We start from the raw sequence: 15853 nt of genomic DNA on the forward strand, positions 1-15853 counted from the left end.
AGCACCCCTCTGCCCTGCCGGGCATCCCCCGCAAGGAGGGCGATCAGACATCACGTCGGCTTTCGCCAATTACCAACGTTGAGAGCCGGCGCTCAAGCTGCCAATCTTCCCCTTTGAGGGGGAGATGTCCGGCAGGACAGAGGGGGGTGCTGTCCCCGCCGGCGTTCCCGATCGCGATCTCGCTACCCAGCTGCGTGAATATCCGACCCGCCCCGCGAGGCAAACGCGCCGGGCTGCGGCACCTCCGCCTCACGGCGTGCCAGCGAATTACGCAAGAGCGCGATCGTCTCGCGGCCGACGCCGGCGATCTCGCGCGGCCTGTCGACGCCAACGATCATGAACTCGCTGATGCCCAGCGCCGCATAGGACAGCAGCGACAGGGCGATCTGCGCCGGTGGTCCGGAAAGTTCGACCGCCTTGTGTCCGACGGTAGAGGCGCCACCCTCCGAGCGGACCCGGACCGGAAGCGCAAAACGCAGCTTGCCGGCGCGGCCATGCTCGGCGGCGGCGCTGCGCGCCCGTTCCATCAGCTGGCGGATCTCGTCGGGCGAACCAGGCGCCAGCTCGAAGACGTCGGCATGGCGGCCGGCGACCTTCAGCGCCGTGCCGGACTGGCCACCCATGCGGATGGTGATATCGACGCCATGCGGCCCCTTGCGCGGCACATAGCCACCCTTGATGCTGTAGAACGCACCTTCATGGTCGAAGGGCCGGTCGTTCGACCACAGCCGCTTCAGCAGCACCAGATATTCGTCGATGCGCTGCCAGACCACGGTGTGGCCGACCGGACGCGTCTCGGCATCGTCGTCATCCAGCGGCTCGCTCAGCATCCTCAGCGCCAGCCGGCCGCCGCTCCTGGCGTCGAGCGCCGCCAGTTGCCGCGCCGCAACGGCTGGCGCGATCACGCCGGCCCAGTGCGTCAGCACCACTTCCAGCGACGAGGTGCGGTCCAGCGCCTGGGCGGCGATGTCCATATTGGTCAACAGCCCGGCCGGGTCGTCGACGACGATGTTCTGGAAGCCGGAATCCTCGATCAGCGACAGCTTGGTCGCCGTCTCGACGAAATCATAGAAGAACGGTACGGCCGAACCGGCATCGGCGGCGTGCGTTTTACCGGGAACATGCGTGAACTCGATCGGCATTGCCATCTCCTCCATCACGTTGGATGTATGTCGCCCCCGGTTTTGAGACGACGACATGCGTAAAAACAAGCATCAGCGCCAAAGCGCGTCCGCGTTCGGTTCATCAACTCCGGTCACTCACTGAAAGCGCTAGGTCGCCACCCTTTCGGCCTGATCGGTCAGGGAATCAAGCCGAGCACGACTGCCCCGGTGAACACGAACGCAAGGGCAAAGACGAGATAGGCGAAAGCGCCGGCATAGGCCGGGCGGAAAGCCTGGCTATTGGCCAGCCTCTGGCTGGTGCGGTCCGTCTCGGCGTTCTGGATATAGGACATATCGACCTCCGTCTTGCGGATTAATCTATAAAATCAGTAGACTTTGTCGAGTGCTATTTTTTGGCGATATGTAGAACGATTTTCTCAGTATTCCTTATTATTTGGTTTGGGATTGCTGGGAGACCCCTGTTGGCGACAAGCGAGCGACAAGCTTGGCCGACATCTGCATAGGCGATAGCATCGCCATTCCGGCGTAAATGCGGATCATTTCGATCGGGAACGGGGAACAGAACATGGGTACAAGACTAGCCGGCAAGATTGCAATCATCTCGGGCGGCGCGACCGGAATGGGCGGAGCGGCCTCGGAATTGTTCGCCGCCGAAGGCGCCAAGGTGGCGATCATCGACCGCAATGGCGAGGCGGCGGCAGCCACTGCGGCGGCGATACGCGCGCGGGGACATATCGCCGAACACTGGGTGGCCGACGTCTCGGACGAGGCGCAGGTCGAGGCCGCAGTGAAGGCGGCGACTGCCAGGCTCGGCCCGGCCACGGTGTTGTTCAACCATGCCGGCACCATCGTGATAAAGCCGTTCCTGGAGACGACAGTGCAGGAATGGGACTGGCTGCATGCGGTCAATGTCCGCTCGATGTTCCTGATGACGCGCGCCGTGTTGCCGGGCATGATCGCTGCCGGTGGCGGTTCGATCGTCTGCACCTCGTCGATCTCGGCTGTGGCGGCCACACCCATGGAGGTGCTCTACGACACCACCAAGGGCGCCTGCCACATGTTCGCGCGCGCCATCGCAGTCGAATTCCGCGACCGCAACATACGCTGCAACGCCGTCTGTCCCGGCTTCATCCGCACGCCGCACGGCCTGCGCGAGGTCGCCGATCTCGGCAAGCTCGGCGTCGACGTGTCGGACGCCGCATTGGCCGCACAGCAGGGCCGCATCGGTGAGCCGGAGGAAGTGGCCAAGGCAGCGCTGTACCTCGCCAGCGATGAGTCCAGCTTCGTCAATGGCACGCATCTGTTTGTCGATAATGGTTTTACGGCGATGTGAGTATCCCAGGCTTGGCGCCCTTCCTCTCCCCCGTCGATCGGGGGAGAGGAAGGGCGCCAAGTCCTACTCGCTTACCGCTCTTCTCGTCGAAACGGCTTCAGCAGCGCCGACGGCGCAACCGCGTTGCGTGACATCACGGCCATCGCGACGATGGTGAAAATGAACGGCAGCATCAAGAACGTCTCATAGGGAATATGCCCGAGGCCGCTCGCCTGCATGCGCAATTGTAGCGCATCGACGAAGGCGAACAGCAGCGCCGCGCCCGCAGAGCGCCACGGGTCCCAGCGGCCGAACACGACCAGCGCGATCGCCACCCAGCCACGGCCCGACACGACACCAAAGGTGAAGGCGTTGAACTGTGCCATGGTGAGGAAGGCGCCCGCAAGCCCCATCAGCGCACCGCCGAGGATGACCGCCTGGAAGCGCGTGGCGATGACGCTGACCCCAGCGGAATCAGCGGCGCGCGGGTTCTCGCCGACCATCCGCACCGACAGCCCCCAAGGCGTGCGGTAGAGCACGAAAGCAGCGAGCGGGATGGCAATGATTGCCAAGTAGACCAGCGCAAACTGGTTGAAAACCGCTGACCCCAGAACCGGAATATCCGACAGCAGCGGGATCGGCACCGTCTGAAAACCCTTGATGCTGGGCGGCACCGATTGCTGGCCGAAGGTCAGACGGTAGAGGAAATAGGCAAGGCCGGACGAGAACAAAGTAACGCCGATGCCGCAGACATGCTGGCTGAGGCCGAGCGCCACGGTGAACAGCGCATGCAGCGCGCTCATCGCCATGCCGGTCAACACCGCGGCCAGCACGCCGAGCCACAGGCTGCCGCTGAGGCTGGCGGCGGTGAAGCCGGTCATCGCGCAGAGCAGCATGATGCCTTCGATACCGAGATTGAGCACGCCGGCCCGCTCGGAGAACATCTCGCCCAGCGTGGCAAATGCCAGCGGCGTGGCGATGCGGATAATGGCGGCGAGGAAGCCGACCTGAAAGATCTGTTCGAACACCGCGCTCATAAGGCGGCACCGACGCGGCGGATGCGATAGGCCGTGAACAGCAGCGCCACCAGCATGGCGAGCAGCGCCGTGCCCTGGATGACATCGCTGAGGAACGCCGGCACGCCGGTGGCGCGCGACATCGCTTCGGCGCCGGTCATCACGGCGGCCAGGAAGATCGCCGCCGGTACGACGCCGAGCGGATTGAGCCTGGCCAGCATGGCAACGACGATGCCGGAATAGCCATAGCCCGGCGAAATGTCGCTCATCACCTGGAAATGCACGCCGCCGACCTCGCCTACGCCGGCAAGCCCGGCCAGCGCGCCCGACAGCAGCGCCGTCGAAATCAGCACCCGCTCGACGTGGATGCCGCCATAGCGGGCGGCTTCCGGGCTTTCGCCGGTGACCCTGATCCGGAAGCCGAGCGTGGTGCGCACGATCAGGAACCAGATCAACGGTGCCGCGATCAACGCGGCGATGACACCCAGATGCAGCCTTGTGCCTTCGAGCAGCACCGGGAAATTCGCCGAATCCTCGATCGGCGGCGAGATCGGATAGCCGCTGAACGAGTCCTTCCACGGCCCCTCGATCAGCGCCATTAACGCATAGTAGATGACCGAATTGAGCAGCAGCGAACTGACGACGTCATCGACTTTGAATTTCACTCGCAGGGTCGCCGGCACAAGCGCGACAGCGGCACCGGCAGCAGCGCCGGCCAGCGCCATCGACAGGATCGCCAGCGCGCCCGGCATTGGGATGGCGCCGACGAAGCAGCTGGCCACGGCGCCGGCCAGCAATTGGCCCTCGGCGCCGATGTTCCAGAATTTGGCCCGGAAGGCGACGGCCACAGCCAGCCCGGTGAAGATCATCGGGGCGGCGCGCACCAGCGTTTCGGTGATGGCATAGCTGTCGCCGAACGAGGCCGACAGCATCACGCCATAGGCCTCAAGCACGCCGGCGCCGGCCAGCGCGATGAGGCCGCTGCACAGGACCAGCGCTGCGCCGATGGCCAGCAGCGGCAAAGCGAGATTGAACCAGGCGGGGGTGGAACTGCGGGCTTCGAGGCGGAACATCAGCTATGCCCCTCCGCCGCCCAGACGGTCGCGCCGCCCTTCATCCGCCTGCCGGCACCTTCTCCCCGTATAGACACGGGGAGAAGGGATCCGGGCCCTATGCAACTCCCCTCTTGCAGCTGTGGTGATTGGCGAAACCATGGGTGAGAGCCCCTCTCCCCGTCTCTATACGGGGAGAGGATGCCGGCAGGCAGGTGAGGGGCAGCGCTGACGCTTAAAGTCAGCCAAAAGCGGGCAGTATTATTTGAGGTTTCTGCGAGGAACCGAGTGAGAAAGTCCATCTAGGCTCTGCCCTCCGCCCCGGTCATCAGCAGCCCAAGCCGCGCGATGGTCGCATCGGCGCTGTCCAGCGTGCCGGCGATGCGGCCCTCATACATCACCGCGATGCGGTCGCAGAGCACCAGCAGCTCTTCGAGATCCTCGCCGATGACGATGATCCCGCAGCCCTTGGCACGCATGTCGAGGAATTTTTCGTGGATGAAGCGGGCGGCACCGATGTCGAGGCCGCGCGTCGGCTGCGAGACGATCAGCACCTTCGGGTCGAAAGCCAGTTCGCGCGCCAGCAGCGCCTTCTGCAGATTGCCGCCCGACAGCGCGCCGGCGCGGGTCATCGGCCCGGGGCACCTAATGTCATAGGCCTTGATCTGTTCTTCGGCGAAGGCGCGGATCGCATCTGGCTTGAGCAGGCCCCGGCTGCTGAAAGCCGCAGTACCAATGCGCGGCAACACCATGGAATCGGCGAGCGGCAGATTGGTGACCAGCCCGGTCGTCATACGGTCTTCCGGGATGCGGCCAAGGCCGAGCGCCTGCACCTCGCGCGGCGAGAACCGCGTAACAGGTTTGCCGGCTATCGTCATCGCGCCGGCGTCGGGCGCGCGCGTGCCGGAAATCACCTCGGCCAGCGCCCGCTGGCCATTGCCGGAGACCCCGGCAATGCCGAGGATTTCGCCCGCGCGAACGGCAAGCGATACATCGCGCAGCGGCGTCCCCGAATGCCGTGAGGTGGAAATACCGTCGAGCGTCAGCACCGCCGCGCCTGGGGTCGAAGGTCCTCTTGCCGGCGGCACGATCTCATGGCCGCACATCAGCTGCGCCATTTCTGCCGATGTCGTGTTCGCCGGATCGTCGACACGGCCGGCGACGCGGCCGTGCCGCAATACGGTGCAGCGATGGGTGAGCGCCCGCACCTCGTTCAATTTATGCGAGATGAAGATGATTCCGAGCCCCTGCGCCGCCATCGAGCGCAGCGCCGAAAACAGCCCGTCGACCTCGCCCGGCGCCAACACCGCCGTCGGCTCGTCGAGGATTAACAGGCTGGCGCCGCGAAACAGCGCCTTGACGATTTCGAGCCGCTGCTGCTCGCCGACCGACAGCGCGGAGACAGGCAGGTTGGGGTCCAGCGTCAGCCCATGCCGACGGCTGATGTCGGACAACCGGGCAAGTCCGCCGGCGCGGTCGATGCGGCCGGATTTGCCGGGAATGCCAATCAGAAGGTTTTCCAGGACCGTCAGCCTTGGCGCCAAATGAAAATGCTGGTGCACCATGCCGATGCCGGCGGCCAGCGCATCGGCCGAACTGGTGATCCGCACGGTCTTGCCCTGGATAAGAATTTCGCCGGCATCCGGCGCATAGGCGCCGAACAGCACATTCATCAGCGTCGTCTTGCCGGCGCCGTTTTCGCCCAGCAGGCCGAGGATCTCACCTGGGGCGACGCTTAGATCGACAGCCTCATTCGCCTTGACGGCGCCGAAGCTCTTGGTGATGCCGCGCATTTCGATGAGAGGGGCGGACAAGGATGCTCCTGCGGAGATACCCCTCCCCCTCGAGGGGAGGGTGCCGAGCGAAGCGAGGCGGGTGGGGTCACCTCAACTGCCTCAACCCATGACTTAGCAGGATGGAGCACTTCGCGGAGGACCCCACCCGGCCCTGCGGGCCACCCTCCCCTCAAGGGGAGGGGGTGCGCCGAGCTAATCCGAAACCGGCGTGTTCTCATCCACATCCACCCGGAAATTGCCTTCCAGGATCTCGACCTTCTTCTTCTCGACCAGATCCTTCACATCCGCCGGCAGCGTCTTGTCGAATTTATGGTAGGGCGCCAGGAACGACCCGCCCTTGGCCATGCGCGAGAAATCGCCATAATCCTGCGCGGTGAAGACACCGGCCTTGACCAGCTTGATCGCCTGCTCGACCGTCGGATACATGTCCCAGACCGGCCCGGTTATGACCGTGTCGGGGCCGAGGCTCGACTGGTCGGACATGTTGGAGATGGCGAGGATCTTCTTGTCCACCGCCGCCTCGATGACGCCGAAGCGCTCGGCATAGATGACATCGACGCCGGCATCGATCTGGGCGACCGCCGCTTCCTTGGCCTTGGGCGGATCGAAGAACGAGCCAATGAAGGCGACCTTCTTCTTGATGTTGGGATTGACCTCCTTGGCGCCGGCAAAGAAGGCGTTGACCAGCCGGTTCACTTCCGGAATGCCCATGGCCGCCACCGCGCCGATCGTGCCCGACTTCGACATCTTGCCGGCGATCATGCCGGACAGATAGGCCGGCTCGTGGATCCAGTTGTCGAAGACGCCGAAATTGGGCTCGGCCGGGCCGGCGCCCGAGCCGAACAGCCATGCCGTCTTCGGGAACTGCTTTGCCGTGCGGCGCGATTCACGCTCGGCGGCGAAGGCGTCGCCCAGCACCAGCTGGTACCCGCCTTGCGCATATTCGCGCATGACGCGGCTGAAATCGGCGGTCTGCACCTTTTCCGACCATTTGTATTCGATGCCGAGTTCCTTCTCGGCCTTCTGCAGGGCGACGTGGATCTGGTTGTCCCACGGCTCCTCGATCGGCGTGGCGAAGATCGCCGCCACCTTCAGCTTCTTGTCCTTGGCGAAGGCTGCACCCGGCAGCATGGCTGCGGCCAGGCCAAGTGCGCCGAGTTCCAGCACGTCGCGCCGCGACAGGCCGGTCGATTGCGATTTGTTTTTCCGGTTTTCCATCTAGTGCCCCTCTGTTTGACAGCCGTGTCGAGCCGGCTGTTCCGAAATCAGACGCGGAACTATGGAACGGGTGCGGACTTTTGTCCACATGGTCAAATTTAGCGGGACTGCTGCCGGGCTCACGCCTTTTAGCGCAGCGCCTTCTCGCCGCCGGCTACGGTGATGACGCCGACGATGATCAGCCCGGTCAGCAACAGCCGAACGCCGGCGCTGACGCCGAACGTGTTGAGCATGGTCAGAAGCAGTACCAGGAACAGCGCCGCGCCCCAGACACCGGGAACATTGGCCTTGCCACCGGCGACCGAGGTGCCGCCGATGACGACGACGGCGATCGAGGCCAGCAGGTACTCGTTGCCGATATCGACATTGGCGCCGCGGAAATAGCCGGCGAGCAGCGCCCCATCCATGCCGCCGAGCGCGCCCGACAGCGTGTAAGTCAGGAAGCGGGTGCGGCCGACATTGACGCCGGCAAGCCACGCGGCGCGGATGTTCTGGCCGATCGCCAGCACCGAGCGGCCATAGATCATGCGCTGCAAGGCGATGGCCGCACCGATGCTGAACAACACGGTAAGGATCGCCAGCACTGGAATGCCCAGGATTTGCCAGTTCGCAAAATCGGCAAAGCCGGGCGGCGGCTTGATCTGCAGGCCACGCCCATAGCTGATGTCGATCGACTGGATGATGAAGCTGGCCGACAGAGTGGCGATGATCGGCGGGATCCTCAGCGCCCAGATCAGGAGATAGTTGACGGCACCGATGGCGGCGCCGCAGGCGAGCGCGGCGAGCAGCCCGACCACGATCATGGAATCGCTGCCGCCCATGACCTTCATGGCGACGGCACTGGCGAGCCCGATATTGGCCGGCAGCGACAGGTCGACATTGCCTGGCCCGAGCGTGATGACGAACATTTGGCCGACTCCGACGATGACGGTGAACACCGCCAGCGACAGTGCCGCCGTGACCATGCCACCGCCGCCATAGCCGCCGGTGAAAGCGATGGTCGCCAGCCAGACGAACATCGCGCCGATGAACGACCATATCCAGGGTTTGGCGGCCAGCGATTTAACCAGCGTCATCGCTACCTCTCCCTGCGGCTGATCAGGACGCGGGCTGCCAGCACGATGATCAGGATGGCGCCGTTGGCGGCGACCTGCCAATCCGGCGGAATGTGCATGAAGGTGAGCAGAGGCGATGCCGCCAGCGCCAGTGTCAGCGCGCCGAGCACGGCGCCGATCGGCGACACCCGGCCGCCGACGAACTCGCCGCCGCCGAGAATGACGCCGGCGATCGCCAGCAGCGTGTAGCCATTGCCGATATTGGCGTCGGCCGAGGTGGTGATGCCGATCAGCGCCATGCCGGACAGAACGCCGAATAGGCCGGTCAGCGCAAACAGCACGATCTTGGTTCGAAGCAGCGACCAGCCAGCGCGCCTGAGCGCCGCCGGATTGCCGCCGGATCCCCGCAGGATGACGCCATAGGAGGTGCGCATCAGCCCAAAATGCACCACCGCTGCGATCGCCAGCGCGGCGATGATAGGGAACGGAATGAAGGGCGGCTTGAAGGCCATCAGCGACAAGAGCCAGTCCGGCGCCTTGCCACCGGGCTTGGGCAGCACCAGAATGGCAAGCCCCTGCCAGACGAAGCTCATGCCCAGCGTTACCACGATCGACGGCAGATTGCGCAGATGGATCAATGCGCCCACCAGTGCATAGACCCCGATGGCGCCGAGCAGGATGACCACGCCGAGCAGCGGCGCGTCCTTCAGCCAGGTCGCGGTGACGCAGCCGACAAAGCCGACAAAAGTGCCGATCGACAGATCGAGCTCATTGCCGGCGATGACGAACATCTGGGCGATCGTCGCCAGCGCGATCGGGATAGCCAGGTTCAACATCAGGCTGAAGCCGAAATAGCTGATGGCGCGTGGGTTGAGCCAGGCGATGGCGATAACCACCAGCGCCAGCGACAGCGCCGGCAACAGGCTGCGCAACAGGCGCGCGCGGGCGGCACTGCTGCGCGGCGAGGTCGTCGGGCCGGGAGCGATTGCCGTCATCTCAGGCCGCGTCGCCGAATGAGGACTGGATGATCTTTTCCTCGGTCAGCTCGTCGCGCGTGAGATTGGCGACGATGCGGCCGTTCTTGAAGACATGGATGTGGTCGCAATTGTCGAGCTCTTCGGTCTCGGTGGTGTACCAGAGGAAGGTCCGGCCCTTGGCCGCCTCCTCGCGCACGAGATCGTAGACCTCGAGCTTGGTGCCGATGTCCACGCCGCGCATCGGATCGTCCATCAGCACGATCTGCGCATCGGAACCCAGTGCGCGGGCAAACAGCGCCTTCTGCTGGTTGCCGCCGGACAGCGAGAAGATGTTGTTGGTCATATCAGGCGTGCGGATGCCAATCTTCTGCTTCCAGAACTCGGCAAGCTCGGCCTCGCGCTGCGGCGAGATCAGCAGCCCTTTGCGCAGCTGCGCCAGCGAGCGGATGCCGATGTTTTCGGCAATAGACCATTGCGGGAAAATGCCGTCCGATTGGCGGTCTCCGGCCACCAGCGCCACCGGGGCGGTCACCTCGATATCAAGCCTTCTACGCGTCGCGGCGGCAAAGATCGCCAGCAACAGGTCGGTCTGGCCATGGCCGGCAAGCCCGGCAAGCCCGATGATCTCGCCGGCGCGGGCGACAAGCTCCTTGCCGTCCTGCTGCCGCTCGGGCCGCGCCCGCACCCTGACCAGGCCACCCGCCGGCCTGGCGGCGATCTCCGCCGCGATCTTCTCGCGCGCTTCCGCGCCACCCATGGTGGCCACCAGCCGGTCGCGGTCGAACGCTTTTGCAACGTCCGTGGCGACCACCTTGCCGTCGCGCATCACCACGATGCGGTCAGCATTCTGCAGCACCTCGCCCAGCACATGCGAGATCAGGATGCAGCTGCCCCCGGTGGCGACGAAACGGCGCACGAAGGCAAGCAGCTGGCCCGCAGTATGCGCGTCCAGCGAAGAGGTCGGCTCGTCGAGAATGACCAGGTCGAGCGGATCGCGCGTCACCGTGAAGGCGCGCGCCACCTCGACCATCTGCCGCCGGCCGATGGAGAGATCGCCGGCAATGTCGTCCGCCGAGATGCCGTGATCCGGAAAGATTTCGTCCAGCTTGGCGGCAATGAGAGCAGCCGCCTTGCGTCGCCAGCCGAAGCCGGTGAGCGCCGGATGGTTGATGCGCGTATTCTCCGCGATACTGAGGTTAGGGCAGAGCGACAGTTCCTGGAACACGCAGCGTATGCCGAGTTTCAGCGCGCGCGCCACCGAGTAGTCGGTTTCGGCATTGCCACGCACCGCGATCTCACCGCCATCGGGCTGCAGCGTACCGGCCACCATATGCATCAGCGTCGATTTGCCGGCTCCGTTGTGGCCGACCAGCCCGACGCATTCGCCTGATACAACATGGAAGTCGACGCCGTTAAGCGCCCGAACGGCGCCGAAATGTTTTTCGGCGCCGTTAAGCCTGATGATGTCCAAATGGGCGGCGCCGAAATGTTTTTCGGCGCCGCCCAGTCTGATGATGTCCGTATTGGCCTCAGGCATGCTCAACGATATCCGGTCGGTCATGCCGCTGGCAATGAATGCAATGCATCACTTGATATTGGCTTTGATCGCCGCGATTGCGTCTTCCTGACTGTATTCGTGGGTGGCGACGCCGCCCTCCTTGATTTTCGGCAGCTCGGTCTCGAAATTGTCCTGGGTAAAGGCGAGATACGGCACCAAAAGGTCATGCGGAATGTCGGTGCGGCCGTCGAGCACCTGCTGCGCCACCCAGAAGGCCAGCGACGACACGCCGGGCGCGATCGAGGCCGACCAGGTCTGGTAGCCATCCTTGTCCTTCTGCTCCTTCCACCATTTAAGCTCGTCCTGGCGGTTGCCCATGATGATGGTCGGACGCGGCTTGCCTGCGGCGGCAAAGGCTTGTGCCGCGCCATAACCGTCACCGCCCTGGTCGACGATGCCGACGATGTCGGGCAACGAAGGCAGGATCGTCGCGACCGCCTTCTGCGCCGTCGTCTGGTCCCAGTCGCCGGTCACCGAACCGACGATCTTGAACTCGGGATGGGCGGCGACGCCTTCGAGGATGCCGGCATGGATGGCATCGTCGATCGAGGTGCCGGCAAGACCGCGGATTTCCAGGAGATTGCCGCCCTTGGGCTGGAATTTGGCCATCTGCTCGACTTCCTGCTTGCCCATGTCCTTGAAGTCGACGACGACGCGGTAGGCGCAAGGTTCGGTGACCGTCCCGTCGAAGGAGACGACGACGATGCCGGCATCGCAGGCCTGCTTGATGGCGCCGTTCAGCGCATCCGGCGATGCGGCATTGATGACGATGGCGTCATAACCCTGCAGGATCAGGTTCTGCACCTGGGCAGCCTGGGTCGGCACTTCCTTGTCGGCGGTGGTGAAGATGTCGGCGGCGCCGACGATCTTATCCTCCACCGCCTTCTTGGTGACGATGCCGTAGCTGTCGAGCATCGCCTGGCGCCACGAATTGCCGGCGTAATTGTTGGAGAAGGCGATCTTCTTGCCGCTGGTGTCGGCAAGCGCCGTGCCCGAGGCGAGCATCGCCGCCAGAGCGCTCAGGACGAGCAGTGTCTTCATGTCATAATCCTCCCATGGATTGTCGGCCCCGCCGACTGTTGCAGATGGTTTTGGCGTTGTCTGCCTGTTTTTTATCTATTGTCAGACAAATTCAGATACGCCCGCTTGTCAACTGCGATCGATCACGCTTGGACGATCAACTTCAGGTGCGGCGGTTGAAAAGCCTTCGCGTGCTGGTCTAGGGAAGGGTCCAGGAGACCATGCATGGCAGCGATGCCGCCGACCCTTCCCCCCAGTGCACCCAAAAGAATGGGCGCCCCCGGAATTCCGGCGCGCTGGACCTCAAGCGCCAAGAGCGGCGTAGGTGCCGCGCTTTCAACGGCGAGTCGCGTCTGGTTCACGCTCAGCCATGGCATCGTCAATGAAGTCTACTATCCCGGCCTCGACAGCGCCTGCACGCGCGACATGGGACTGCTGGTCACCGGCCTCGGCGGCTGGTTTTCCGAGGAGAAGCGTGACGCCACGCATGCCATCGAGCCGTTCGAGGAAGGCGTGCCCGCCTACCGGCTGGTCAACGCGACGGCGCGTTACCGGATCGAAAAGCGCATCCTGGCGGATCCGGCGCGCCCGGCCCTGCTGCAGGAAATCAGCTTCACGGCACTCGAGGGCGTGGCCACGGACTACCGCGTCTACGCCCTGCTGGCGCCGCATCTGGTCAATGCCGGCATGGGCAACACCGCCTGGATCGGCGAGCACAAGGGCAAGCCGATGCTGTTTGCGTCCGGGCACGGCGCCTGCTTGGCGCTTGCCTCCTCGCTGCCCTGGGGCGACTGCTCGGCCGGCTATGCAGGCTTTTCCGACGGCTGGCAGCAACTCAGCCGCGCCGGCCGGCTCGATCCGACCTGCCAAAGCGCGGAGGACGGCAATGTCGCGCTGACCGGCGAGATCGGCTTTTCTTTAGCCAACAGCGAAGCCTTGCTTGCGCTTGGGTTTGGGGCGACGCCGGATGAAGCGGCCGAAAACGCCGCCGCCAGCCTGAAACGCGGTTTTGAGCCGGCGGCAAAGGCCTATGTCGCGAAATGGCGGAAATGGCAGGCAGGCCTGACGCCGCTCGACCACCATGATGCATCCGGCCTCAACACCTACCGCGTCAGCACAGCGGTGCTGGCGACGCACCTGTCGCTGGCGAGGCCCGGCGCGGCCGTTGCCAGCCTGTCGATCCCGTGGGGAGCGAGCAAGGGCGACGACGACCTTGGCGGCTATCATCTGGTCTGGCCGCGCGACCTCGTCGAAACTGCGGGCGGCTTCCTCGCCGCCGGCGATCCGGCGCAGGCGCTTGAGATCCTCGCCTATCTCCGTTCCATCCAGCAGCCGGACGGCCACTGGCCACAAAATGTGTGGCTCGACGGCTCGCTCTATTGGCCGGGCATCCAGATGGACGAATGCGCCTTCCCACTGCTGCTTGCCGATGCGCTGCACCGCGCCGGCCACCTGCCGCGCGCCAAGCTCGCCGCCTTCATGCCGATGGTCGAGAAAGCAGCGTCCTATGTCGTGCGCAATGGTCCCGTCACCGGGCAGGACCGCTGGGAAGAGGATGCCGGCTACAGCCCATTCACGCTCGCCGTCGAAATATCGGCACTGCTTGGCGCCGCCGATCTGTTCGACGTTGACGGCAAACCGGAGCCGGCTAACTATTTGCGCGAGGTCGCGGATTGCTGGAACGACCAGATCGAGCGCTGGACCTATGTCAGCGGCACACCGGCGTGCCACGAGGCTGGCGTCGACGGCTACTACATCCGCATCGCGCCGGCCGACGGTTCAGGCGCCGCATCGCCGAAGGACGGCTTCGTACCGATCAAGAACCGTCCGCCGGGCGATACCGACAAGCCGGCCGAAGCGATTGTCAGCCCGGACGCGCTGGCGCTAGTCCGCTTCGGCCTCAGGGCCGCGGACGATCCGCGCATCGTCGGCACGGTCAAGATCATCGACGCGCAACTGCGCTGCGACCTGCCGCAAGGGCCTCTATGGTACCGCTACACCAGCGACGGTTATGGCGAACACGCCGACGGCGCCCCCTTCGACGGCAACGGCCAGGGCCGACCCTGGCCGTTGCTGGCCGGCGAACGCGCCCACTACGAGCTGGCCGCCGGTAACAAGGACAAGGCGGCAAGCCTGCTCAGGACATTCGAGGCTTCGGCTGGTGTGGGCGGTCTGCTGCCGGAACAGGTCTGGGACGGCGCCGACATACCGGAGCGCGAATTGTGGCTGGGCAGGCCGTCGGGCAGCGCCATGCCGCTGGTCTGGGCGCATTCGGAACACATCAAGCTGTTGCGCTCGCTCCGCGACGGCGCCGTCTTCGACATGCCGCCGCAAGGCGTCAAGCGCTATGTCAGGGACAAGACCGGCTCGCCGCTGAGGATATGGCGCTTCAACAACAGGCTGCGCACCCTGGAAGCCGGCAAGACGCTGCGGGTTGAACTGCTGCAGCCGGCACTGATCCGCTGGAGCGGCGACCAGTGGCAGACCAGCCATGAAATCAACACGTCCGTGAATGTCTTTGGCGTCCATCTGGCGGATCTGCCGGTGGCCGATATTCCGCGAGGTAATACGATCGTCTTCACTTTTTTCTGGCCCGACGGCGACCGTTGGGAGAATGTCGACTTCACCGTCGGCATTGAGAACTAACTCGCCCACAATTTTCTTTCCTCAAGCGACTAGGACAAGACCATGCAGATCGGAATGATGGGACTGGGCAGGATGGGCGCCAACATGGTGCGCCGCCTGATGCGCGACGGCCATGAATGCGTCGTCTACGACATCAACCCGGCAAGCGTTGCCGCCCTGGTTGCCGATGGCGCCATCGGCGCCGCCTCCATGGAAGAGTTCGTCGGCAAGCTGTCCAAGCCGCGTAGCGCCTGGCTGATGCTGCCGGCGGCGATCACCGGCAGGATCGCCGACCAGATGGCAGCATTGATGGAGCCCGGCGATATCATCATCGACGGCGGCAATTCCTATTATCACGACGCTGTCGACCAGGCGGCCGAGCTCGCGGCCAAGGGCCTGCACTATGTCGATGTCGGCACCAGCGGCGGCGTCTGGGGCTTGGAGCGCGGCTATTGCCTGATGATCGGTGGCCCCGACACGGCGGTCAAACACCTCGACCCGATCTTCGCCACGCTGGCGCCCGGCGCCGATGTCGGCGCCACGCCCGACAAGGCGGGTGGAACCGCACCCTTTGGCTACCTGCATTGCGGACCGAGCGGCGCCGGCCATTTCGTCAAGATGATCCATAACGGCATCGAGTATGGCGTCATGGCCGCCTATGCCGAAGGCATGAACATTTTGAAATCGGCAAATGCCGGCAAAAGACAGCGCACGGCGGACGCCGAGACCAGCCCTTTGGAAAACCCGCAATACTATCAGTTCGACATCGACCTGCCGCAAGTGGCCGAGGTCTGGCGCCATGGCAGTGTGATCGGCTCGTGGCTGCTCGACCTCACCGCCGGCGCACTGAAGAGCGACCCGGCATTGGCCCAGTTCGGCGGCCGCGTCTCCGATTCCGGCGAAGGACGCTGGACGCTGAAGGCGGCGATCGACACCGGCGTGCCGGCGCCGGTTCTGTCCTCGGCTTTGTTCGACCGCTTCTCCTCGCAGGGCGAATCCGAATTCGCCGACAAGCTGCTGTCGGCCATGCGCTATGCCTTTGGCGGCCATGTCGAAAAGCCGAAGGCCGGCAAGTGAAGGCCGCAGGGGAGACGCGCAAG

13 protein-coding genes are annotated in these 15853 nt (G+C 64.6%); 3 read left to right on the plus strand and 10 right to left on the minus strand.

Annotated features, from left to right (window positions below):
- Nucleotides 1-182: 182 nt before the first annotated feature.
- Together NKK50_RS22530 and NKK50_RS22535 are read right to left on the minus strand one after the other, a co-directional pair.
- A complete protein-coding gene (locus tag NKK50_RS22530) occupies nt 183-1142 on the minus strand; it encodes an LLM class flavin-dependent oxidoreductase (protein WP_023732922.1) in 960 nt (319 codons plus the stop codon).
- 158 nt (nt 1143-1300) lie between these two features.
- A complete protein-coding gene (locus NKK50_RS22535) occupies nt 1301-1456 on the minus strand; it encodes a hypothetical protein (RefSeq protein WP_023670454.1) in 156 nt (51 codons plus the stop codon).
- A 233-nt stretch (nt 1457-1689) separates the two neighbouring features.
- Between NKK50_RS22535 and NKK50_RS22540 the strand changes: the two genes are divergently transcribed.
- The gene (locus tag NKK50_RS22540; RefSeq protein WP_023686096.1) at nt 1690-2457 is read left to right on the plus strand and encodes an SDR family NAD(P)-dependent oxidoreductase; all 768 of its coding nucleotides are present in this window, start codon (nt 1690-1692) and stop codon (nt 2455-2457) included.
- A 71-nt stretch (nt 2458-2528) separates the two neighbouring features.
- On the opposite strand, the gene NKK50_RS22545 is transcribed toward NKK50_RS22540, so the two are convergent.
- The 8 genes from NKK50_RS22545 to NKK50_RS22580 all read right to left on the minus strand — a co-directional run bounded on the left by NKK50_RS22545 (nt 2529) and on the right by NKK50_RS22580 (nt 12149).
- The gene (locus NKK50_RS22545; protein ID WP_023694455.1) at nt 2529-3473 is read right to left on the minus strand and encodes an ABC transporter permease; all 945 of its coding nucleotides are present in this window, start codon (nt 3471-3473) and stop codon (nt 2529-2531) included.
- Nucleotides 3470-4525, minus strand: coding sequence for an ABC transporter permease (locus NKK50_RS22550; RefSeq protein WP_023683937.1), 1056 nt, complete (start codon nt 4523-4525; stop codon nt 3470-3472). The genes NKK50_RS22545 and NKK50_RS22550 overlap by 4 nt, the downstream gene beginning before the upstream one ends.
- Nucleotides 4526-4806: 281 nt before the next feature.
- Entirely contained in the window at nt 4807-6318 is a 1512-nt protein-coding gene (locus NKK50_RS22555) for an ABC transporter ATP-binding protein (protein WP_023715879.1), read from the minus strand.
- A 174-nt stretch (nt 6319-6492) separates the two neighbouring features.
- Nucleotides 6493-7518: a BMP family protein gene (locus NKK50_RS22560; protein WP_023687751.1), complete on the minus strand. Its 1026-nt coding sequence runs from the start codon at nt 7516-7518 to the stop codon at nt 6493-6495.
- Nucleotides 7519-7646: 128 nt separating this feature from the next.
- On the minus strand, nt 7647-8594 hold the full coding sequence (locus NKK50_RS22565; RefSeq protein WP_023694459.1) for an ABC transporter permease: 948 nt from the start codon (nt 8592-8594) through the stop codon (nt 7647-7649).
- Between the two features lie 2 nt (nt 8595-8596).
- Nucleotides 8597-9568: an ABC transporter permease gene (locus NKK50_RS22570; protein WP_352500527.1), complete on the minus strand. Its 972-nt coding sequence runs from the start codon at nt 9566-9568 to the stop codon at nt 8597-8599.
- 1 nt (nt 9569) lies between these two features.
- Complete coding sequence (locus tag NKK50_RS22575; protein WP_352500528.1) at nt 9570-11087, minus strand: sugar ABC transporter ATP-binding protein; 1518 nt, start codon at nt 11085-11087, stop codon at nt 9570-9572.
- A 48-nt stretch (nt 11088-11135) separates the two neighbouring features.
- Nucleotides 11136-12149: an ABC transporter substrate-binding protein gene (locus NKK50_RS22580; RefSeq protein WP_023670464.1), complete on the minus strand. Its 1014-nt coding sequence runs from the start codon at nt 12147-12149 to the stop codon at nt 11136-11138.
- Nucleotides 12150-12353: 204 nt separating this feature from the next.
- On the opposite strand from NKK50_RS22580, the gene NKK50_RS22585 reads away from it, so the two are divergent.
- Nucleotides 12354-14774: a glucan 1,4-alpha-glucosidase gene (locus tag NKK50_RS22585; RefSeq protein WP_502896555.1), complete on the plus strand. Its 2421-nt coding sequence runs from the start codon at nt 12354-12356 to the stop codon at nt 14772-14774.
- A 42-nt stretch (nt 14775-14816) separates the two neighbouring features.
- Nucleotides 14817-15830: a phosphogluconate dehydrogenase (NAD(+)-dependent, decarboxylating) gene (gene gnd / locus NKK50_RS22590; RefSeq protein ID WP_023670467.1), complete on the plus strand. Its 1014-nt coding sequence runs from the start codon at nt 14817-14819 to the stop codon at nt 15828-15830.
- Nucleotides 15831-15853: the final 23 nt, after the last annotated feature.

It is taken from the genome of Mesorhizobium sp. M0001 (assembly GCF_040324255.1).
Lineage (GTDB): Bacteria > Pseudomonadota > Alphaproteobacteria > Rhizobiales > Rhizobiaceae > Mesorhizobium.